This window comes from Shewanella yunxiaonensis (assembly GCF_018223345.1).
Taxonomy (GTDB): Bacteria; Pseudomonadota; Gammaproteobacteria; order Enterobacterales; family Shewanellaceae; genus Shewanella; species Shewanella yunxiaonensis.
Map to the genome: position 1 here is coordinate 3,653,241 of NZ_CP073587.1, position 21,842 is coordinate 3,675,082.

A 21,842-nucleotide genomic window follows, 5' to 3' on the forward strand; every position below is an offset into this window, starting at 1 on the left:
GGCATCGTCTTTACCCTTTGCGATTCAGCCTAATCGCGCTTTAGGAGAACCACCACTTATGTATCGTTATTGCGGCTTTTTGTTGTTAGTACTGTCCAGTCAGGTACATGCCTGGGGCTTTACCGGTCACAAAGCCTTTTGTGAAGCGGCCTACGACCTGACTTCAGCAACCACCCAAAAAGCATTGGATGCTATTGCGGCAAAACAAGGGACTTACCATTCCTTTGCCGAAGCCTGCACCTGGGCCGATGACATCAAAAAAGACCACCAATGGGACTGGTCAAAACACCTGCATTACATCAATGTCAGTCGCAGCGAAACCACCCTGCACGATGCCGATTGCAATAAAGGGTGTGTGCTCAGCGCCATTGCCGAACAGGAAGCAAAACTGCAGCAAGATCCACAAAACTGGCAGGCACTGTTTTTCCTGGCCCATTTTGTCGGGGATCTGCATCAGCCGCTACACGTCAGCTATGCCGACGACTGGGGTGGCAATAAAACACAAGTCACTTTCTTTGGTGAACCGGCAAATCTGCATGGTGTTTTTGACTTTGGCATCATTGAACACATGGTAGGCGATGACTGGAAAGACTTTGGCGATCACTTGGCAAAACTCGCCAACAAGGACGATGCCAGCGGTACGCCTGAACAGTGGGGCGATGAGTCATTGGCGCTGACCCGCGAGATCTATGCTGGGTATCAGCCACATGAGATCCTGGGGCAACCTTACGTTGAACAATACGGCCCATTGATTGAACAGCAGATTGAAAAAGGTGCCGTGCGTCTGGCCAAAATTCTCGACCAAATCTATAACCCTTGAGCGTATCACTCAATAGCCCCAGCCCGGTCGTTCCAGGCTGGTCGCTATCTGAACAGGCTACGGCGTTCAGGCAAATACTGCTGACATGGCGCCAGAATAAAAGCCGCTGACAAACAGAAGTGCATCGCACGTCCGCATCGTTACCAGCGGCATGTTGGGGTCAGCCGAGATCAGGCATGAGCCACGGGATTGGCATGTTGCCCGGGCTTTCTCAGCAACATTAACAGGTAGAGGAACGAGACCCCCGCCATGGTCAGGAACAATAAGCCATCGGAATACTGCTGCATCAGCAGCGCGATCAAAGACGGCCCAAAAAGACTGCCGGTGGTGTAAGACAGCAATAATGCCTGATTCATCGAGACTAACTGTTGATGAGGCACTTTTTCACAGGCCCAGGCCATCGCTACCGGGTACAAAGTAAAACCCGCCGCACCGAGGATAAACAGGGCGGGGGTCAGTGCTGCATGAACCAGCATGGCTAATGACCCCAGAATCACCACGAACACCTGCACTCGCAACAACATCAGCCGGCCATAGCGATCTGCCAGTCGCCCCACCGGCCACTGACCTAAAATCCCTGCGCTCACCAGCAACGCCATCCAGAAGCCGACACTGGCATCAGACATCCCTTGATGATTGAGATATAACGGCATCAAGCCATAGAGCGACCCCAGTACCACCCCGGAAATCAAACAACCGTGAACGCCCAGTCGTGCCTGACGTAACTTCAGCATCGACCACACTTTCGGCGCCGGTTGACTCGGCTCCTGGGCATTGACAATGCGGGTAAACAACAGAGGTAGTACCGAACTCAGCACTAACACCAGCGCCCACGGCAACACACTCATCAGTGTCGTTGGTAATTTGGTCAGCAGTAACTGTCCGGCAACCGTGCCGAAATAGTACACCATCATATAGGCCGCCAATAAACGGCCCCGACTAGTTGAGGTACCACTGCACATCAAAGCGCTTTCGACGACAACCCAGATCATGGCACAGCCAACACCGGCAATAAATCGCCAGATAAACCAGCTGTAAAAACCCACCATTAACCCGAGACCGGCACAGCCGAGCGCAAACATCAGGGTTGCCACATAATAACTGCGATTAAATCCGTAACGACTGATAAATCGTCCGGCAATCAATGTGCCGAGCAAGTTACCGGCAAAATAGGAGGAACTCACCATACCCACTTGCCAGGTCGGTAAGCTTTCATGGGCCAGCCATAACGGCACCAGAGTGTTCAACACGGCAATCGCTAATGTCAGTAACAATAAGCCACTAAGCAGCAACAGCACAGGCCGGGTATAGATGGACATGCGGAGGAAACCGGAGAGGCAAGGAGTGAAAATGCGCGCATTATTCCACCGGCATCAACGGTGTCAATCGGCCGCTTTTGGCAGCAGCAGTGTCACGATATTTTTTGTATTAAAAAATTGACCGCAGCACATAAATAAACACATTAACATATTGATATGTATTTAATTATTTAAATTAGTCAGAACCAAAATAAGCGATATTCATCCAAAATATTTCATCAATATATTATTTCATGTGACACCAGCACGCCCCATAAAGACCTTGTTATCCCCATCATCGCGGCTATCTAGCTTATTGAAAATGCTGCGCTATGTGACGTGTTCATGCTATAACGCTGCTCAGCTATGTTAACGACTTGCCACAGTCCCAGTTTGCCATCCATGCCGACACCACATGAACAACATCAGTAGTCACAACAACCATCCTTCAGCATACAGCCTCAAAGGCCAGCGGGCGCAGTTGATAAAGGGGGCTATTGATATCATTCCACTGTGTCTGGCGGTATTGCCATGGGGAATTCTGGCAGGTTCGATGGCGATTCAATCAGGATTGGACGTGTGGCAGAGCCTGGGAATGTCAGCCATCATTTTTGCCGGGGCGGCGCAACTGGTCACCTTGAGTATGCTGATTTCCGGAGCCAACGTATTCAGCATTATTATCACTATCTTTTTCCTGACATCACAGCACTTCATTTATGGGTTAACGCTGCGTGAGTTTGTCACCCAACTAAAACTCAAATACCGATTACCCATCGGCTTTCTGTTGACCGATGAACTGTTTGCGCTCAGCGTGCCGAAAGTGCGCGAGCAGGCGCTGACCGTAAGTTATCTGATTGGGGCGGGACTGACGTTCTATCTGTTTTGGGTACTGGTGAGTGGTGTCGGCATCTGGCTCGCGGCGTCAGTTCCCGATCTGGCGAAATATCATTTGGATTTCTCCATCATCGCAACCTTTATCACCATCGTGGTGCCCATGATTAAAAACCTCAGCACATTGGCCGGGGGGCTTTTTTCGCTACTGCTGTCTGCGGTATTAACGCTAGCCCAAGTTGAAGGCGCTATCGTCATTGCCGGTATCGGTGGCATGGCCTTCGCCGTCACTGTCGCCCATTGGTTGCCTAAGCCCGCGGAGGAATCAGTATGAGTTGGCTGTTACTTCTGACGCTGGCCGTTATTGTCTTTTTCAATCGCTATCTGTTTCTGGAACCCAAACTGCCGCTGCGGATCCCGAAACTGGTGCGTGAAGCGTTATCTTACTCTGCCCCCTGTTTGCTTATCGCTATCTGTGCCCCGGTCATCTTGGTAGATCATGGTACTTTGCGACCGCTGCCAGACAATCCTTACCTTTGGGGAGCAATTATTGCCGTAGTGATTGCTTACGTTGTCAGGCACATGTTGAGTGCAGTAGCACTCAGTTTGTTGGCTTTTTATCTGCTTAACTGGTGGATGTCTGCGAGCTAAGCCCCGAACATCAGGCCATCTCCTCTTTACTGCTCAGATCAATCCTTCCTTTATGCAGCAATGCTTCCAACTGCTCAGCCGACATCGGTTTAGCAAATAAAAAGCCCTGTCCCTCTTCGCAACCGAGCTGTTGCAGCAGTGCCATCTGTTCAGGTGTTTCAATCCCTTCGGCAATAACCGTGCGATTGAGGGTATGACCAATCCCAATAATCGCCTCCACCAGTTGTTCATCCTTTTGGTCGCGTAGCGCGTTTATGACGAAGGAGCGATCTATTTTCAGTACTTTTACCGGTAAATCGCGTAAACGCGACAGGCTGGAATGCCCGGTGCCAAAGTCATCAATGGCCAGCGTAAACCCATACTGCTGCAAAGCCTGAAGCTGCGGCAAAATACGGCTCATATTGTCCATGAGGTTATTTTCGGTAATTTCTAGCTGCACATGTCGTGGATCAACCTCTAACTGCTGCGTTAACGACAGCACTCGTTCACTGATATTACGTCGCAGTAACTGCTTGGCCGAGATGTTGATGGCAACATCAACCGTAAACCCTTGTTGTTGCCACCATGACATCTGTTCAAATGCGCGCACCAGTACCCAGTCACCTAACTCCACGATTAACCCAGAGTCTTCCGCTATCGGAATAAACTCTGCCGGAGAAATCATGCCCTGTTGCGGGTGGTGCCAGCGCAATAGGGCTTCAACGCCGGCAATGCGACCATCGCGTAAGTCCACTTTGGGTTGATAAAACAACATCAGCTGTGCACAGTCACTCATCGCTAAGCGCAGTTCCTGATCCAACTTGATCCGTCGTGTCATCTTCGACGTCATAATGGGCTGGAAGAAACGGAAACAACTGCCGCCTTCATCTTTGGCAATCCGCATCGCCTGATTGGCATGCATCAGTAAACTACGGGCATTGGCACCATCGTCTGCATAACATGCCAATCCCAGTGATGCGGTCACATGTATGCAAAAGCTTTCCCCCTCAAACGGTTCCGCAATAGATTGCAGCAGTTGTCGCATCAGCTGCACTAACTCCAGATTTTCTTTGCGTTGGTCGAGGACAATGGCAAATTCATCACCGGTTATGCGCCCGAGAAACCCGTGATACTGCTGAACCAATCCTTGCAATCGCTCGCCGATCCCGATCAGCAGCTCATCGCCCTTATCGTGCCCCAGGCTATTATTGATGTCTTTAAAGCGGTCTAAACCCACCGAAATCACAACCAGTGAGCTGCCATTCTGCTGCGCCAACGTTATACAGGTCTGAATTTTTTCGAGCATGGAGATGCGATTGGGTAAGCCAGTCAAGGGATCATTAAAGGTTTGAAAACTGACCCGATGGGCAATTTCAGCATCCATCTTTCTAAGCAGCAGCAGGTACTGCTTTTCGCGACGATAGAGTGACAACAGCAGCGGGCGAAAGATAAACAACGCCTCCAGTAACAGCGTTATCAACATACCCATTAACGACAGTCGGTTGTACTGCTGTAATTTGGCAATGGCCGCTTCACTGTCTTTCTGAAATTGCAGTACCAGCGCATCCAACGCGTTAAGAATGTCATAACGCGCCATTGTGCTTAACGCCTGATAGGCTTGCTGTCGCGCAGTCAGCGGCAATGATTCGTCGACGATACTGTCAGCTAACTGAAAAAAAGCCTGTAGTCGTTGGTCGAGATTAATCGGCGGGCTGGTAAAGATTTTATGTATGGCGGCGGATTCCGGCGCGGGAATTTCCAGCGACAGAGACCCATGCATCAAGCCCTGATGGACTTTTTTCATGGTGGCAATAGCGTCGAGATATTCTCCCGGATAGAGCGTGATGGATTGATTACGTTTTTCCGCTAATAACTGCCCGGCGAACAGCGTAATACGTTGCGATAACATGCGCTGCCGCCCCGCTAGGTTTACCACTCTGGCGCTGGCTTCCTGCTGGTTGACGATGCTTTGCACTAAATAATGCGACAACAGTGCTAAGACCCCAATAATCAGCAATGCCAGTAGATAGGTCAGTGTGCCGCGTCGCCAATGCAACCGCAGAAGTTGAAGATTCTTAAACACTGGCCTTTTCATGCTGTAGACGCTCCTTGTTAACAGTATGCCCGACACGTAATTTTCCGATGGTGTAGCTACGGCGTTATCAGTAATGAGTGTAGTTTCAGCATCATCATAGAGCACAATTTTTCACCAAGCTAGATGCAGCCATATGAATAAGCGCTGTCATGCTTTTTATGCTGTAGCATCAGTTAGTCAATTTCACCGTTCATCGGTTAAAACCGCTAAGCAGTTCTTGATGCCTACCCACACTTAGTATTATCTATATGATTTTAATCGTAAATAATTCTGGCACAACATCTGCTATGTCTGAACCGAGAATTTCATCGCGGGGTAACGTCTATGGTTATTCCGCCCGATAACAAGGACTGACTGATATGTTTATCCGCTCAACACTGCTGGCAATAGCCTGCATGCTGCCACTTACCGGCTGCGTGTTTTATGTTAATGGCGCACCAAGTGAACCGTTGAATTTCGGTCACCGGACGTTGCAACTCAACGCTACCGATATTCAGCAGTTAAAAGCCGATACGGGTGCCGGGGATCTGGTGATTGTCGGTGTTGCCGGACAACAACAGATTACCGTGGATGCCGATGTTTATGAGTATCCAGATAACCCCGCCAAACTGACACTCGAACAGCATGGCACGCAAGCCGTGTTAGTCGCCAAGTTCGATAGTCACTTCAGCATCAATCGTAACTCGCCCCATATTAACTTGCGGGTTACCGTCCCGGCCGCTATCGCGCTTGATATCACCGATGGTTCCGGACAATTGGAGATCCGCGATATGACCGCCGATGTAACAGTCGTTGATGGTTCCGGCGATCTCACCATTCGCGGCGGCCATAACCTCGATATCGAGGACGGCTCAGGCAGTGTGTTGCTGGCAAACATCAGCGGTAAAATTCGCCTGGATGATGGTTCTGGTGACATCAACATCCGTAATGTCGCTGGCGATATTCGGATTGATGATGGCTCTGGTGGTATGACCGTTAAAAATGTCCAAGGCACTGTCACCATTGATGATGGTTCCGGCGACATTGATGTGCGCCACACTCTGGGGCTGAATATCGAGAGCGCGGGCTCTGGCGATGTGCACTTTGACGATATTAATGGGCCAGTAAAACTGAACAAGTAACAGAGCAGATGTAAAAAGCCGGGCATTTGTCCAGCTTATTTACGAGAACAACTTCAGCGTAACTGACTGTCTTTGGAACCCCGACGATTATACCCCGCAAAGGCCTGACGTTGTTTGTCTTGCGCTGCCTGACAATTCACGCACAAGCGCACACCCGGAATCGCCACACGTCGCGCCTCTGGGATCGTGTCGCCGCACTCTTCGCATTCAGTCAGACTTTCGCCCTTGGGAAGCTCACCGCGCACCCGGGCGAGCGCATCTTCAACAGTGCTGTCGATCTGTTGTTGCTCAGCCCCATCTTGTGCCCAACCTGATGCCACAATGACCTCCGCTTTTCTACTCAGTAACTGACGGCCGCGCCATCTCAAATTCGGTCGCGGCACTAATACCAAAATAGCTCGCCGGACCACCCGCACGCAAGATCGGCTCAGCCGCAATGGTTTGATAAATGCCATCTTTGATAAAACGCTTATCAATATGTACGCCCACGACTTCGCCCAGCACTAGCCAATTGTCCATCGGCTGTTTCGCCGCCGTTTGCAGCCGGATCAATTGTGTCAGCCTACATTCAAACGATGCCGGACTTGCCGCCACCCGCGGCACCTTCACCAACTGCGACGGCGCCTTTACCAAGCCCGCTAATTGAAACTCATCCACCTCGCTAGCAACGCCAGCACAACTGATATTCATCTGCGCCGCCAACGGCTTAGTGGCGAGATTCCAGCAAAACTCACCGGTTTGCTCAATATTGGCCACACTGTCTTTCCAACCCGAACTACAAAAGCCAATAATCGGTGGCACATCCGCAAACATATTGAAAAAACTATAAGGCGCGAGGTTCGCCACACCATCAGGATTACAGCTAGAGATCCAGCCAATCGGCCGCGGCGCAACAATCGATTTCAGCGGATTATACGCCAAGCCATGATCTTGCTTGGGCTGATAAAAATGAAACTGACTCGACATGCAGATCTCCTAACTTCCAAGGGTTTTTAGTAAGTTGCCATCAAGTGACTTAACTGGAGATGAGGTATCTATCTCAATATGGGTGTACAGATTCGGATTCAAGGAGTAACAGCTTATTCAGTACAACTCCAATAGAACACATGCGTTAGGCCTTATCACTCAATTGAATACTCATGTCGTACCACAATCTGTGACAAGAGCAGATAAACTATTACATGAATCAAACATGATGATACCGGATATACTATATGTAGTGTCATATCTAACTATGCAACACCATATAATCTAACAATAACTATATATTGTTGTTTTTAAAAAGGTTATTTTCAGTACGACTTGAATCGCAATATGAAAGTAATATCTTCACTATCTATTTTATTTAGGTTAGATTTATATTGATTCAGTACAAGGAAACTGTACAATTCGCGGCCAGTAAATGCGCATGTTCAAATGGGAGTCGATATGTTAACTCTAGTTAAGCAAGATAACGAAAATTCAAATGTAGATAAACGCTCGTCTAAAGCCGAGAGTTCTAATATCATTTGTTTATCTTCAAAGACTAGAACTAATGAAAAATCCCAAAAAAATGTGTTAGAAGCAGCAAAAAAATTACGTTGGTGATTTATTAATCCATTTTTTACTTATACTCTGTATTTCAATGCTCAAGGAATAGAGAGAGTAAAGAATGTCAACAACCAACACAGTTACAAATTTAGTTCCCTCAATTACTCCACAGAATACAACAAGACACATTCAGAATCGAAGATCTCAAGAACTTGTAATAGGTTTATGTGGGGCAATAGGCTCTGGTGTCAAAGCTCTAAATGAAACTTTAACTAGCGTTTTGCAATCTTCTGGCTATTTGGTTCATCACATAAGAGTGAGTAAACTAATTAGTGATATTGTTGGTGGAAACCTCGCAGATTTAAAAAGATATGATCGTTACAATAAGTTACAAGACGCAGGTGACACGTTAAGAAAGCAATATTCAAATACTTTTCTTGCTGAAGTTGCAATAAATCAAATAACTGTATTTAGAGATAAGCATTTTGGTTCTCAAGAGGAAAATGGAGAGATCGTTAAAACAGATAAAAAAGTAGCCTATATAATAGACCAATTAAAACACCCTCAAGAGATTGGATTATTAAAAACAGTTTATTCAAACAACTTTTATCAGATCGGACTTATTAGAACCGAGAAAGAGCGAAAGCTTAATTTAAGTGATGAACAAATTGATGCGGCGCAAATAGATGAACTAATCAGAAGAGATCGAAAAGATGATAACCCACATGGGCAACAAGTGGAAAAATCTCTTTATAGTGCAGACTATTTTATTCGAAATATTTCAAATCAAAGCAAACTCATGGAAACATCTGTAAAAAGATTTGTTAACTTAATTCATGGACAGGTTGGGAATACACCAACATATGATGAAATAGGTCTATTTACTGCATATTCATCAGCTTTAAAATCAGCCTGTCTATCTAGGCAAGTAGGTGCTGCAATTATGGATGATTCAGGAGAAGTACTGTCTACAGGTTGCAATGATGTTCCTAAATTTAAAGGAGGTCTATATGATGCTAACTCAGAAACAGACTTCAGATGCATTTACCAAAAAAGGTGCTCTAATGATAAGCATAAAGATATTCTTCAGTCAGAAATTGAAAAAGTATTACTAGAAAATAAAATTCCGACTCAGACAGCAAAAGATTTGGCATCTAAAATAATGCTAGACACAAAAGCTAAATCTATCATTGAATATTCTAGAGCTATACATGCAGAAATGGATGCAATTACGACTTTAGCAAGGTCACCATCTACATCCACTACCAATACTACATTATATTGTACAACTTATCCTTGTCATAATTGTGCAAGACACATTGTTGCATCTGGAATAAAAAGAGTTGTATATATTGAACCTTATGAAAAAAGTTTAGCTATTCAACTTCATAGTGATGCGATCACTGATAGCAAAGAACCAAACAAGGTTTCATTCGAACCTTTTGAAGGAGTATCCCCTAATAGATATCAATCATTTTTCAAGTTTAATAACAAAAGAAAGGACGAGTCAGGAAGAGCTATAGAGTTCAACATTATCGAAAGTCATCATGTAGATCCACAATATCTAGATAGTTATCATGATTATGAATATCGAATTGCTGAAATAGTTAATAAAAAACTAAATCCTCAACAAGAATAACGTACCAATACACTCCTGAATAAATGATTAAATTTCATATTGGTCAGTTTAATATTCAAGCGACACCGATTCCCCTTCGACGCTGCGTAGGTGCGTTGGGCAGGCATTGAGCAATTGACGCATGGATGCGTCAAAGCCGCGCCGAGGAATGGATTCCGAGTTGGCGGCAATTTGCGAAAATGACAAACCAGAAGCGCCGAAGCGTTTAGCGACGTGGGGCGTCGTCGGGGTTCCAAGGGGCGAGGGACGAGCATCGCCCCTTGGCTCTGGTGTGGAGCGAGTAGCTCCACGACTTTCGCAAACGCAGTTTGCAATCACGCAGTGATAAATCACAATCGTAGTGTGAGCACGAAAGCTCACGACGTTGCCAAGCGCAGCTTGGTATGGCGCAGCCATACATCTTTTGCAAACGAAGTTTGCAAGGCGCCAACCTCAGCGCTAGCAACCGCAGGTTGCCATCTCGCAGCGATACCGAACTAACCAAGCGGCGGCTTGGTATAGCTGCCCACAATTGCAGATTGCCCAATACAATCTGCAACCCACAAAAAAGGGAGCAAAGCAACGCTTTACTCCCTCCTTCCGGCTTACGCCCCCAACGCCAGACGGCGTCTTAAAAATCGTTACATATCACAAGGTTTCAGTGGCTTACGCAGCTGTGCCCGTACGTTATCCATGCCGGAGTAGAATTCTTTCATCATCAACAGCCCCATCATCTTGCCGTTGTCGGTGACGATCAGCTCTTCTGGATTTTCGGGATCATTCTTCAACGCCCCAATCAATTTCATTGAGGTCATCTCTTTCAGCAGCGCGGTATCCAGGTTAACGCCAAAGGTGTCACGGAAGTATTTACGCGACAGACGGCCAGAAAACATCCCCAACAGGAAGCGATACTGCATCACATCTTTTTGGCTGTAATTCTTTTGCTGCTCAACCCCCATTTTGCCGTTCTTGATCCGTTCTTCATAATTACGCAGCGAGAAGGTATTCACGTACAGGGTGTCATTGAGGAAACTGAAGGAACCGGAACCCACGCCAAGATATTCATCGTAATCAATCACATATTCATCAAAGCCTTCATTGTTGGCTTTACCGAAGGCCCAGGCTGAGAGCTGATTATATTGACCGACCAGGGTATTGAGGATCATCCGGTACTGGTTCGCCATGTCGGCATGCGGAGCAGCCAGCGTGGCTTTTACACTCTTGCGCGTCTGGTGAGTGACCATCAGCGGATAAGTGGTGATCTGCCGAGGGTCAAGACGGGACGCCATATCCAGATCATGCTGGATCACTTCATCAGTCTGCCCGCGGAAGCCAAAGATCAGGTCAACGTTGATGATCGGGAACAGCTCTTTGGCGGCCATGATCTTATCGAAAGTTTCCTGACCAGAACCGAATTTTTCCAGACGTTCGGTCATCCGCAGAATATCGTCATTAAAGCTCTGTACGCCAATGGACATACGGTCCACCAGCCCTTTCAACTGTTTGAAACCAGGGCTATCCAGATGTTGTGGATCGGATTCGCAGGAAACTTCCTTAATGGACGGGAACAGCGTCTTGGCGTGCTCAATGGTACGCGCCAGTTCATCTTCCAGCACTGTGGTGGTACCGCCACCGATATACATGGACTCAAAGTCATAACCCAAGGCTTTGACCATTTCCATCTCTTTACGCAACGCCACAAAATAGCGACGGGCTTTGTCTTCCTTAAACAGGAAACGGTGGAAAGTGCAGTATGAGCACAGGGTATGACAGAACGGCACATGGGCGTACAGCATGTACTTTTTGCCCTCTACCGGCGCCGGCATGATATCGGCGGAGATAGTATCCAGTCTCAGATTCTTATCAACGTAGTAGTGCATCACCCCTTCCATCGCCCGCAGCATCCAGTTAGGTACTGTGATATTGGATTGGTAGCTTGATACCAGTTGTTGATCGAGAGTTTGGATAACAGATGACATAACGGTTCCTGTCTGGGTTACATAATCCTTAAATACCACAACTAGTTAGTGAATATCCAAGGCAGCGTTTCGAGTTTGCAGGGTACATCCTAAGTCTTTTGCAAAACGTGAACTGGCTAGAAGTTAGCATCACCTATCAGCTATGGTCGCCCGGTTTTGTTAAGGTTGTCATGTTTTAGCTATTACGAATAAATGTCAACCATTAAGGTCAAATGTGCTAGGTATGTGGCATAAAAAAAGCCGCGTGTGATACGCGGCTTAATTCAGATTGAAAATCAGGATTCGCGGTATTTCAATGAGCCGTTAGCCTTGATTTCATCGAACCACAGGTTGTGATGCTGGGTCGCCCAGTTCTCATCGCAGTAGCCGGAAATCATACATTCCATACCACCTTCTGACATCACAGTCGCCATGAAGATGTGCACGATAGAGAACGCGCAAATGATGATAGCGCTGATCGCGTGCAGGATCAGGGAGATCAGGCTCAGGGTGCGGCTGGGCTCGAACAGGTTCGGGAACAGCAGCAACATACCAGAAGCAGAGATCACCAGACCAAACAAGGCGAAGGTCCAGAACCACATCTTTTCACCGGCGTTAGCAAAGCCAGAATCCGGATGTTTACCTTTGAAAGGTCCGAAGTTGATGTAACCACCCACCACCAGGAACCATTTCAGGTCATACATCTTCGGCATCTGGTTTTTCGCCCACATCAGGGTCATCAGCAACCAGCCGAACATGAACGGGATTGCCATAACGTTGTGCACTTGCTTGGCAAAATACACCACGCCAGCCCAGAACCCTTCACTCACCACCGGCTGCAGGAAAAAACGACCTGCCAGCAGAGTTAAGCCTGTGAGGATCAAGGTCAGGCAAGGAATCGCCCCTAACCAGTGGATAGAGATATCCAGTTTTGACCAGCGATGGACCATCTTGCCGGAGAAACCATGGTGCAGTTTGGAAATACCGTTAACCATGATAAATAAGGCAAAAATGATGATCATGCCGAACAGTGCCAGCATCAGACCTGGAGCCAACCAGCCACTGCGCAATTCCAGTACCCGCAGATCATAGCTATTGATCGGCTGGTTATGAAACTGGCTCTGGGAGGTGGTATACCCGGTAGCGCCGTTTTTAAGTTCGGTCCACAGCTGTGAATACTCCGATTGCTGAGCCTGCACCGCAGCCACTACCGCTTCTGGTTGTGCTGCAGGGGCCGGGGTCTCAGCGGCAAAGCTCACTGTGCTAAACAGCAGCGCAGCGGCTAAACCCAGTTGTTTGAACCATTTGTTCATTAAAAACCTCTCTCACCGACCCACAAGGAGTAGGTCGGTTATCTCTGTACGGACGGCTTACTTCCAGGCTGAGTTGTCAGCGCCACGATAGGCCACACGCTCACGGTAGATACCGGAAACCACTTCGGCATCACCGGCGAGCAGCGCCTTGGTCGCGCATAATTCAGCACACATTGGCAGCTTGCCTTCTGCAATACGGTTAGAACCGTACTTCTGACGTTCAGCTTCAGAGAAGTTCTCTTCTGGGCCGCCAGAGCAGAAAGTACATTTATCCATTTTGCCACGAGCAGCAAATGCGCCTTTTTTCGGGAACTGTGGCGCACCGAACGGACAAGCGTACAGGCAATAACCACAACCAATACACTTGTCTTTGTTATGCAGCACCACACCATTTTCGGTGCGATAGAAGCAATCTGCCGGGCACACAGCCATGCATGGCGCATCAGAGCAATGCATACAGGCAACAGAGATAGAAGCTTCGCCGGGTTGACCATCGTGCAGGGTCACTACACGGCGACGTTGAATACCCCACTCAAGCGCGGAGTCGTTTTCGTTTTTACAAGCGGTGACACAGCCGTTACATTCGATGCAGCGTTTGGTATCACACAAAAATTTCATGGTAGCCATAGTGGCAATTCTCCTCACTTACGCTGCAATCAAGCTTTGACGATCTGGCACAGGGACGCTTTGGTCTCCTGCATCTGGGTCACAGGGTCATAACCGTAGGTCAGCGCAGTGTTGGCAGATTCGCCCAGCACATACGGTGCAGTACCTTCCGGATAGTTCGCTTCCAGACTTTCACCATGCATGACACCGGCAAAATGGTATGGCATCCAGGTAACCCCCTGTTTAACACGCGGAGTCACCATGGCCTGTACCAGCACACGGCCGCCTTCAGCGCCTTCCAGCCATACTTTGTCACCGTTGCGAATGCTACGATCAGCAGCGTCAGCAGGGTTAATTTCCACGTACATCTGCTGTTGCAGTTCAGCCAACCATGGGTTACCACGGGATTCTTCACCACCACCTTCGTATTCCACCAAACGACCAGAAGTCAGTGCCAGTGGGTATTTGCCAGTCATATCCTGTTGCTGGATTGACTTGTACAGTGTGGGTAGGCGATGTACCTGCATGTCGTCATAAGTTGGGTATTTTGCAACCAGATCACGACGTGGTGTGTACAGCGGTTCGCGGTGTACTGGCACTTGGTCAGGGAAGGTCCACACAATACAACGGGCCTTCGCGTTACCAAATGGGATACAACCATGTTTCATCGCCACACGCTGGATACCGCCAGACAAGTCAGTCTTCCAGTTTTTGCCTTCGGCTTCGGCTTTTTCTTCAGCAGTCAGATCATCCCACCAGCCAAGTTGCTTCAGCAGCTTGTCGGAGAATTCAGGGTAACCATCCTGAATTTCTGAACCCAAGGAGTAAGAACCTTCGGCCAGAATGTTGTGGCCCTGGTATTCCACGCCGTAACGGGCACGGAAGTTACCACCACCCTGCAACACATGTTTGCTTGTGTTGTACAGAATTTGCGTACCAGGATGTTTCTGCTCTGGTGCGCCCCAACATGGCCAAGGCAAACCGTAAGTTTCGCCTTTGCATGGGCCGCCTTCGGCTTCAAGGGTCTTAGTGCTGAAAGTGCCCCAGTTCTGGGTGTGCGCTTTGATACGCTCTGGGCTTTGGCCACTCATACCAATGGTCCACATGCCGCGGTTAATTTCGCGGGTCACGTCTTCCACTAATGGAATGCCTTTCTCATCCAGTTGCATACGCTTGGTGTACTCTTTGTCAAAGCCTAATTTCTTAGACAACAGGTACATGATTTCCAAGTCATTTTTGGATTCAAACAGCGGTTCAATGACCTGTTCACGCCATTGTATTGAACGGCCTGAGTTAGACAGCGAACCACGAGATTCAAATTGGGTACAAGCTGGTAACAGGTAAACACCGTTTTTACGGCGGTGCATAACACCGGCCATGGTTGGTGTTGGGTCAACGACGACGATGGTATCCATCTTGTCTAATGCATCACGCACATCACGTTGACGAGTTTCAGTGTTGACGGATTGTCCCCAGAAAAATGCCATACGGATGTTGTCGCGTTGTGCCAGTTTAGCTTTGCCTTCCAGCACACCATCATGCCAACGAGAACATGGGATCCCCGGAGTATTCATGGGGACGCGATCAAGGTATTCACCGTTATCGAAGCGGCCTTTAACCCAGTCGAAATCCAGATCCCATACGTGAGACCAGTGTTTCCAGGCGCCGGTAGTCAGACCATAGTAACCCGGTAACGTATCGAACAGCAGACCAAGGTCAGTCGCACCCTGTACGTTATCGTGGCCACGGAAAATGTTAGTACCGCCGCCCTGTTTACCCATGTTACCGAGTGCTAACTGCAGGATGCAGTATGCGCGGGTGTTGGCGTTACCGATGTGGTGTTGAGTCCCCCCCATACACCAGACCACAGTACCTGGACGGTTATCAGCAAACAGTTTGGCTGTTTTATACAGCGAGTCTTCGCTGATACCACAGATGTTAGCCACTTCAGCAGGTGGGAACTTCTTGGCTTCTTTACGGATTTCATCCATGGCGAATACGCGCTGTTCGATGAAGGTTTTATCTTCCCAGCCGTTTTCAAAAATGTGCCACAACATGCCGTAGATGAATGGAATATCAGTACCTGGACGAATATTCACATGCAGATCTGCGTGTGCTGCAGTACGAGAGAAACGAGGATCAATCACGATGATCTTGGCGTTGTTACGTTCTTTCGCCAGCAGAATATGTTGCATTGCCACAGGATGTGCTTCAGCCGGGTTTGAACCGATGAAGAAAATCGCTTTGGTATTCTGGATGTCGTTGAATGAGTTGGTTTGCGCACCGTAACCCCAAGTGTTAGCAACACCGGCTACAGTGGTAGAGTGACAAATACGGGCTGAATGATCGACGTTGTTAGTCCCCCACATGGCCGCAAATTTACGGTACATGTAGCAGCCTTCGTTAGAGAACTTGGCGCTCCCCATGAAATACAAAGAATCTGGACCTGACTCGTTGCGGATCTTCAGCATCTGGTCGCCGACTTCTTCAATGGCGGTTTCCCAAGAGATACGTTTCCACTTGCCGTCTACCAGCTTCATTGGATATTTAACGCGTTTTTCCCCATGACCGTGCTCACGCAGTGCTGCACCTTTAGCGCAGTGGCCGCCTTGGTTAAATGGGTGATCGAATGCGGGTTCCTGACCAGTCCATACACCGTTTTGTACTTCAGCGTATAAACCACAACCTACGGCGCAAGCGCTACAGATGGTGCGTTTTACTTCAATAGGCGCATCATGTGGAACTTCTTTGGCTTCTGCGCGGCGCATCATGCCGGTACCAAGGAATGACGCAGCTGCAATACCGCCGGTGGCGATACCAGCGCTTTTCATAAACTGACGACGACTAATCCCCAGTGTTGGTGTGTCGGCCTTAGCGGCGACGGTGGAAGTGCGAGTTAACTTCATCGCTTAATTTCTCCTGGGTTAACGCAGGCTATTGTAATAATTACGGATATGCGCTGTTTCACGATAGCCATCCTGATGGGTGGTAGCGTTATCAGTGCTTTCATTTGCCTGTGCCACAGAGACCTGGGAGGCAGCAACGGCTACGCCGGCAGCTGTGCCTATGGTCAGGGCTTTCAGCAGGGATCTGCGTTGCAGATCGGGCTTCTGCTCTTTCACTTTGTTACTCCTGGGTTGGTTCATCCATGCGAGATACGAGGGAAATGCGGCATTTGAGAATTAACGAATCATTCACAAAGCCGACCAAATTTGACCAAAATTCAATCAATTGAATAGGGGATTATCATTAGGCTCGGGGAATATAAGAGAACAAAGAAATACAGATATTGATCTGGCGCAGTATTGCTGTGACCGTGGCGCTTAGGGTCACAAAAAGCGTTAACTACATCATGTTTTGTGCAGATTTAAATCCTTACATTTTTAAGGGATTACGCCTGCAATTTGTTAATCAGTTGTAGCTTAACTACAGCCCAGCAGATGAAAAAAAACACCCCGGCAAGCCGGGGTGTTTTATATAGCAAATTGCAATTATTCGCGATATTTCAGCGTGCCATTAGCTTTGATTTCGTCATACCACAGGTTGTGGTGCTGCATAGCCCAGTTTTCATCACAATAACCAGAAACCATACATTCCATACCACCCTCACTGAGGACAGTAGCCATCCAGATATGCACGATGGTGAAGGCAATGATCAGGATTGCGCTGATACCGTGAACCAGCAACGCTGCCATAGAGGCTTCACGTGGCAGATCCAAGCCAGGCAACACCATCATTACCCCGGAAATGGCGATGAACAACCCGAAGATTGCCAGCGTCCAGAACCAGGCTTTTTCACCGGCGTTAGCAAAACCGGAATCGGCATGCTTGCCCTTGAGCGGGCCGACGTTGAAATAACCACCAACGGTCAGGAACCACTTGAAATCGTAGCCCTTGAGCATTTGATGTGGCATCCATTTCACCACCAATATCGCCCAACAGACGATAAAGAATGGTCCCACCCAATCATGGATAGTTTTAGAGCCGTAGATCAGTGATGCCCAGATACCGCTTCCTTCCCCAACCATTGGCTGCAACACATGCTTACCCAGCATAATATTGAGACCAGTGAAAATCAGGGTCAGACAGCTAATTGCCACACACCAGTGGAGAATGAGATCCGCTTTACTCCAGCGAAATACCATCTTGCCGGAAAAGCCATCATTCAACCGCGCTGGACCGTTCACAAAGTAAAACAGCAGAAACGCACCAAATACGCCAACAACAGCAAAACCCATTACGGGTGTCACGTATTTATTGCGGATCTCCCGACCCTGCTCCCCGGTCACATTAATCAACACGCCCCGCTCCACCCCTTTGGCAGTGGTGGTTCCGGTATCACCGGCTCGCACCGCACGCCAAAGATCGGCTTCGCTGGTTTGCGCAGTTGCCTGCTGCTGACTGGACTGTTCATCGGCGGCAAAAGCTGTCGCTGACAGCCCCATACCACAGACCAACAACATCAGAGCGAACAGGCTACGCAGTGATTTGATTACCATAGTCACTCCTCGCCAGGACGGATTTCTCCGTCCCGGTTCACTCTTAGTTGATCACACCAGTCTTGGGGTTATATCCCCAGATCACATCAGGGCTGGCGCCACGGCGGGCCATACGCTCACGGTAGATACCGGAAACCACTTGGGCATCACCGGCGAGCAACGCTTTGGTTGAACAAAGCTCGGCACACATAGGCAACTTGCCTTCTGCAATACGGTTGGCACCGTACAATTTGTGTTCACGCTCGGAGAAGTTCTCTTCCGGACCGCCCGCACAGAAAGTACATTTGTCCATTTTGCCGCGACTGCCAAATGCGGTCTTTTTCGGGAACTGAGGCGCCCCGAAAGGACAAGCATAGAAGCAGTAGCCGCAACCGATACAGGTGTTTTTGTTATGCAGTACAATGCCTTCCTCGGTACGGTAGAAACAGTCTGCCGGGCAAACTGCCATACAAGGCGCATCGGTACAGTGCATACAAGCAACTGAGATGGAGGCTTCGCCGGGCTGACCATCATTGATGGTTACCACGCGGCGACGCTGGATACCCCACTCGAGAGCGGAGTCGTTTTCGTTTTTACAGGCTGTGACGCAACCGTTACACTCGATGCAGCGCTTGGTGTCACATAAGAATTTCATGACTGCCATAGTGGCTTATCTCCTCATCAAGTACGGTCAGGCTTTGGTGATCTGACACAGGCTGGTTTTGGTTTCCTGCATCTGTGTCACCACGTCGTAGCCGTAAGTCAATACGGTGTTAGCAGACTCACCCTGAACATAAGGCACTGTGCCTTCAGGATATTTATCTACTAAACTCTTACCTTCGAAGATCCCCGCAAAGTGATAAGGCATGAAGCACTCACCAGGTTGTACCCTAGGAGTTACCATCACTTTCACTTTGATCTGTGCGCCTTCAGGACTATGTACCCAAACATCGTCTTCACTGCGCACGCCACGGTCAGCAGCATCACCAGGGTTCATTTCAATGAACATCTCCTGCTGCAATTCAGCCAGCCATGGGTTAGAACGGGTTTCTTCACCGCCGCCTTCATACTCAACCAGACGACCGGAAGTCAGGATCATTGGGAAATCTTTAGAGAAATCCTTCTCCTGAATTGACTTGTACAAGGTAGGCAGACGCGCCACCATGCGGTCTTCATAAGTCGGATATTTCGCTACCAGGTCGCGACGCGGTGTATACAGCGGTTCGCGGTGCAGCGGGATATCATCCGGGAAGTTCCACACGATACAACGGGCCTTAGCGTTACCGAATGGGATACAACCATGCTTGATGGCAACACGCTGGATACCACCAGACAGGTCGGTTTTCCAGTTTTTGCCTTCAGCCGCAGTCTTTTCTTCGGCAGTCAGATCATCCCACCAGCCAAGTTGCTTCAGCATCTTGTCACTGAACTCAGGATAACCATCCTGGATTTCGCTACCTTTTGAGTAGGTACCTTCAGCCAGGATATTCACACCATCGTGTTCCACCCCATAACGGGCACGGAAGTTACCACCACCGAAGCGGACTTCACGATCGGTACGATAGAGGATTTGAGTACCAGGATGTTTCATCTCTGGTGTACCCCAACAAGGCCAAGGCAAACCGTAGGTTTCGCCTTTACATGGGCCACCGGGAGCTTCCAGTGAATCAAAGTCGAAAGTACCCCAGTTTTTCTGGTGTTCTTTCAGACGTTCTGGACTCTGACCTGTGTAACCGATGGTCCACATACCGCGATTAAATTCGCGGGTAACATCTTCAACCAACGGCTCGTCATTGTTGACCTGGATGTGTTTACAGAATTCTTTCTCAACACCCCATTTCTTCGCCAGTTTATACATGATGGTGTGATCAGGCAGCGATTCGAAATGCGGCTCAATCACTTTGTCACGCCACTGCAGTGAACGGTTGGAAGCAGTGACGGAACCGTAGGTCTCAAACTGAGTACAGGCTGGCAGAATATACACGCCATCCTTACGTTCAGGCATAACAGAGGCCATAGTTGGATGTGGATCAACCACTACCACGGTATCCATCTTGTTCAATGCTTCACGCACTTCACGACCACGGGTTTCGGTGTTAACAGACTGACCCCAGAAGAATGCCAGACGGATATTGTCCTTCTGTGCAATCTTGGTTTTGTCTTCCAGTACACCGTCATGCCAACGTGAACATGGAATACCGGCAGAAGTTTGTGGCTTCTGGCCCAGATATTCACCTTGGTCAAAGCGGCTGGCAACCCAGTCAGCTGGCAGGTCCCACACGCGGGACCAATGTCCCCAGGCACCAGTGCTCAAGCCGTAATAACCTGGCAAGTTGTCGAACAGCAGACCAAAGTCAGTTGCACCCTGCACGTTATCATGACCACGGAAAATGTTGGTACCACCACCGACGATGCCCATGTTACCCAAGGCTAACTGCAGGATACAGTAAGCACGGGTGTTCGCATTACCGATGTGATGCTGTGTACCACCCATACACCAAACGATGGTGCCAGGCTTGTGTTCAGCCAACATCTTAGCGACGCGGAACATCTGCTCTTTGCTAACGCCAGCAACATTCTGCACTTCTTCAGGGGTGTACTTGGCGGCTTCTGCACGGATACGTTCCATACCGTAAACACGTGATTTAATGAAGTCTTTATCTTCCCAGCCATTCTCGAAGATGTGATACAGCAGACCATAGATGAAAGGAATGTCGGTGCCGGGACGGATATGCACGTACTCATCAGACTTAGCTGCAGTACGGGTGAAACGTGGATCAACCACAATAACTTTAGCGCCGCGCTCTTTCCCTTCCAATACGTGCTGCATAGCAACCGGGTGAGCTTCACTTGGGTTTGAACCAACGAACAGGATCAGCTTGGAGTGATGCATGTCGTTGAAAGAGTTGGTTTGCGCACCGTAACCCCAGGTGTTGGCCACACCGGCTACAGTGGTAGAGTGACAAATACGGGCTGAGTGGTCGACGTTGTTAGTGCCCCACATAGCCGCCAGTTTGCGGTACAGATAAGACTGCTCGTTAGAGAACTTAGCGCTACCCATGAAATATACGGAATCTGGACCGGATTCTTCACGGATTTTCAGCATCTGGTCACCAATCTCGTTGATGGCCTGTTCCCAGCTCAAACGTTTCCACTTACCGCCTTCCAGCTTCATTGGATATTTGTTGCGCTTGTCGCCATGAGCCACTTCACGCAATGAAGCCCCTTTCGCACAGTGACCGCCACGGTTGAATGGATGGTCAAATGCGGGCTCTTGGCCAGTCCACACGCCATTCTGTACTTCGGCATAAAGACCACAACCTACAGCACAGTGGGAGCAGATGGTACGTTTAACTTCAGTAGGTGCATCATGAGGCACTTCAGTTGCCTCAGCCCTGCGCATCATTCCAGCCCCAAGCATGGACGCAGCGGCAATACCACCAGTGGCTAAGCCCGCAGACTTAAGAAACTGACGGCGATTCAGGCCCAACGATGGCTTTTCAGCCACAGGTACCTGTTCGGATGTACGGTTTAATCGCATCTC

General features: G+C 48.8%; 17 protein-coding genes. 5 read left to right on the forward strand and 12 right to left on the reverse strand.

Annotation, left to right across the window (positions count from 1 at the left end; all coding sequences use genetic code 11):
- Positions 1–58 precede the first annotated feature (58 nt).
- Positions 59–820 (forward strand): S1/P1 nuclease, encoded by a 762-nt coding sequence (locus tag KDN34_RS16720; protein ID WP_212594819.1) that lies wholly within the window; start codon positions 59–61, stop codon positions 818–820.
- 170 nt (positions 821–990) lie between these two features.
- Here KDN34_RS16720 and KDN34_RS16725 read toward each other — a convergent pair whose 3' ends face one another.
- The gene (locus KDN34_RS16725) at positions 991–2,139 is read right to left on the reverse strand and encodes an MFS transporter (RefSeq protein WP_212594820.1); all 1,149 of its coding nucleotides are present in this window, start codon (positions 2,137–2,139) and stop codon (positions 991–993) included.
- A 394-nt stretch (positions 2,140–2,533) separates the two neighbouring features.
- Here KDN34_RS16725 and KDN34_RS16730 point away from each other — a divergent pair, with 394 nt between their 5' ends.
- Positions 2,534–3,283 carry an AzlC family ABC transporter permease gene (locus KDN34_RS16730; RefSeq protein ID WP_212594821.1) on the forward strand — a complete coding sequence of 250 codons (750 nt, stop codon included), beginning with the start codon at positions 2,534–2,536 and terminating at the stop codon, positions 3,281–3,283.
- Positions 3,280–3,600, forward strand: coding sequence for an AzlD domain-containing protein (locus KDN34_RS16735; RefSeq protein ID WP_212594822.1), 321 nt, complete (start codon positions 3,280–3,282; stop codon positions 3,598–3,600). Before KDN34_RS16730 ends, KDN34_RS16735 begins: the two co-directional genes overlap by 4 nt.
- 10 nt (positions 3,601–3,610) lie before the next feature.
- On the opposite strand, the gene KDN34_RS16740 is transcribed toward KDN34_RS16735, so the two are convergent.
- The gene (locus tag KDN34_RS16740) at positions 3,611–5,674 is read right to left on the reverse strand and encodes a putative bifunctional diguanylate cyclase/phosphodiesterase (protein WP_212594823.1); all 2,064 of its coding nucleotides are present in this window, start codon (positions 5,672–5,674) and stop codon (positions 3,611–3,613) included.
- A 359-nt stretch (positions 5,675–6,033) separates the two neighbouring features.
- Here KDN34_RS16740 and KDN34_RS16745 point away from each other — a divergent pair, with 359 nt between their 5' ends.
- Positions 6,034–6,795 carry a DUF4097 family beta strand repeat-containing protein gene (locus KDN34_RS16745; protein ID WP_212594824.1) on the forward strand — a complete coding sequence of 254 codons (762 nt, stop codon included), beginning with the start codon at positions 6,034–6,036 and terminating at the stop codon, positions 6,793–6,795.
- Positions 6,796–6,848: 53 nt separating this feature from the next.
- Here the strand turns inward: KDN34_RS16745 and KDN34_RS16750 are convergent, their stop codons facing one another.
- Complete coding sequence (locus KDN34_RS16750; RefSeq protein WP_212594825.1) at positions 6,849–7,115, reverse strand: DksA/TraR family C4-type zinc finger protein; 267 nt, start codon at positions 7,113–7,115, stop codon at positions 6,849–6,851.
- 16 nt (positions 7,116–7,131) lie between these two features.
- A complete protein-coding gene (locus KDN34_RS16755) occupies positions 7,132–7,761 on the reverse strand; it encodes a flavin reductase family protein (RefSeq protein WP_212594826.1) in 630 nt (209 codons plus the stop codon).
- Positions 7,762–8,446: 685 nt separating this feature from the next.
- Here KDN34_RS16755 and KDN34_RS16760 point away from each other — a divergent pair.
- Entirely contained in the window at positions 8,447–9,964 is a 1,518-nt protein-coding gene (locus KDN34_RS16760) for an anti-phage dCTP deaminase (protein ID WP_212594827.1), read from the forward strand.
- Positions 9,965–10,584: 620 nt separating this feature from the next.
- Here KDN34_RS16760 and KDN34_RS16765 read toward each other — a convergent pair.
- The 8 genes from KDN34_RS16765 to KDN34_RS16800 form a co-directional block, all read right to left on the reverse strand.
- Positions 10,585–11,922, reverse strand: a complete 1,338-nt coding sequence (locus tag KDN34_RS16765) for a coproporphyrinogen III oxidase family protein (RefSeq protein WP_212594828.1) — start codon at positions 11,920–11,922, stop codon at positions 10,585–10,587.
- Positions 11,923–12,197: 275 nt separating this feature from the next.
- On the reverse strand, positions 12,198–13,214 hold the full coding sequence (locus KDN34_RS16770; protein WP_212594829.1) for a formate dehydrogenase subunit gamma: 1,017 nt from the start codon (positions 13,212–13,214) through the stop codon (positions 12,198–12,200).
- Positions 13,215–13,271: 57 nt separating this feature from the next.
- A complete protein-coding gene (gene fdh3B, locus KDN34_RS16775) occupies positions 13,272–13,841 on the reverse strand; it encodes a formate dehydrogenase FDH3 subunit beta (RefSeq protein ID WP_212594830.1) in 570 nt (189 codons plus the stop codon).
- 29 nt (positions 13,842–13,870) lie between these two features.
- Complete coding sequence (locus KDN34_RS16780) at positions 13,871–16,726, reverse strand: formate dehydrogenase subunit alpha (protein WP_212594831.1); 2,856 nt, start codon at positions 16,724–16,726, stop codon at positions 13,871–13,873.
- Between the two features lie 18 nt (positions 16,727–16,744).
- Positions 16,745–16,942: a twin-arginine translocation signal domain-containing protein gene (locus KDN34_RS16785; protein WP_212594832.1), complete on the reverse strand. Its 198-nt coding sequence runs from the start codon at positions 16,940–16,942 to the stop codon at positions 16,745–16,747.
- Between the two features lie 369 nt (positions 16,943–17,311).
- Entirely contained in the window at positions 17,312–18,319 is a 1,008-nt protein-coding gene (locus tag KDN34_RS16790; protein WP_212594833.1) for a formate dehydrogenase subunit gamma, read from the reverse strand.
- 43 nt (positions 18,320–18,362) lie between these two features.
- Entirely contained in the window at positions 18,363–18,962 is a 600-nt protein-coding gene (fdh3B, locus tag KDN34_RS16795; RefSeq protein ID WP_212594834.1) for a formate dehydrogenase FDH3 subunit beta, read from the reverse strand.
- 27 nt (positions 18,963–18,989) lie between these two features.
- Positions 18,990–21,839: a molybdopterin-dependent oxidoreductase gene (locus KDN34_RS16800; protein WP_212594835.1), complete on the reverse strand. Its 2,850-nt coding sequence runs from the start codon at positions 21,837–21,839 to the stop codon at positions 18,990–18,992.
- Between the last annotated feature and the right edge of the window lie 3 nt (positions 21,840–21,842).

Bases quoted from the DNA above. Each gene is read 5' to 3' on its own strand.
- KDN34_RS16770 (WP_212594829.1), bottom strand. From the start codon at position 13,214: ATGAACAAATGGTTCAAACAACTGGGTTTAGCCGCTGCGCTGCTGTTT.
- KDN34_RS16790 (WP_212594833.1), bottom strand. From the start codon at position 18,319: ATGGTAATCAAATCACTGCGTAGCCTGTTCGCTCTGATGTTGTTGGTC.
- KDN34_RS16800 (WP_212594835.1), bottom strand. From the start codon at position 21,839: ATGCGATTAAACCGTACATCCGAACAGGTACCTGTGGCTGAAAAGCCA.
- KDN34_RS16725 (WP_212594820.1), bottom strand. From the start codon at position 2,139: ATGTCCATCTATACCCGGCCTGTGCTGTTGCTGCTTAGTGGCTTATTG.
- KDN34_RS16760 (WP_212594827.1), top strand. From the start codon at position 8,447: ATGTCAACAACCAACACAGTTACAAATTTAGTTCCCTCAATTACTCCA.
- fdh3B (WP_212594830.1), bottom strand. From the start codon at position 13,841: ATGGCTACCATGAAATTTTTGTGTGATACCAAACGCTGCATCGAATGT.
- KDN34_RS16720 (WP_212594819.1), top strand. From the start codon at position 59: ATGTATCGTTATTGCGGCTTTTTGTTGTTAGTACTGTCCAGTCAGGTA.
- KDN34_RS16765 (WP_212594828.1), bottom strand. From the start codon at position 11,922: ATGTCATCTGTTATCCAAACTCTCGATCAACAACTGGTATCAAGCTAC.
- KDN34_RS16730 (WP_212594821.1), top strand. From the start codon at position 2,534: ATGAACAACATCAGTAGTCACAACAACCATCCTTCAGCATACAGCCTC.
- KDN34_RS16780 (WP_212594831.1), bottom strand. From the start codon at position 16,726: ATGAAGTTAACTCGCACTTCCACCGTCGCCGCTAAGGCCGACACACCA.
- fdh3B (WP_212594834.1), bottom strand. From the start codon at position 18,962: ATGGCAGTCATGAAATTCTTATGTGACACCAAGCGCTGCATCGAGTGT.
- KDN34_RS16740 (WP_212594823.1), bottom strand. From the start codon at position 5,674: ATGAAAAGGCCAGTGTTTAAGAATCTTCAACTTCTGCGGTTGCATTGG.
- KDN34_RS16745 (WP_212594824.1), top strand. From the start codon at position 6,034: ATGTTTATCCGCTCAACACTGCTGGCAATAGCCTGCATGCTGCCACTT.
- KDN34_RS16735 (WP_212594822.1), top strand. From the start codon at position 3,280: ATGAGTTGGCTGTTACTTCTGACGCTGGCCGTTATTGTCTTTTTCAAT.
- KDN34_RS16755 (WP_212594826.1), bottom strand. From the start codon at position 7,761: ATGTCGAGTCAGTTTCATTTTTATCAGCCCAAGCAAGATCATGGCTTG.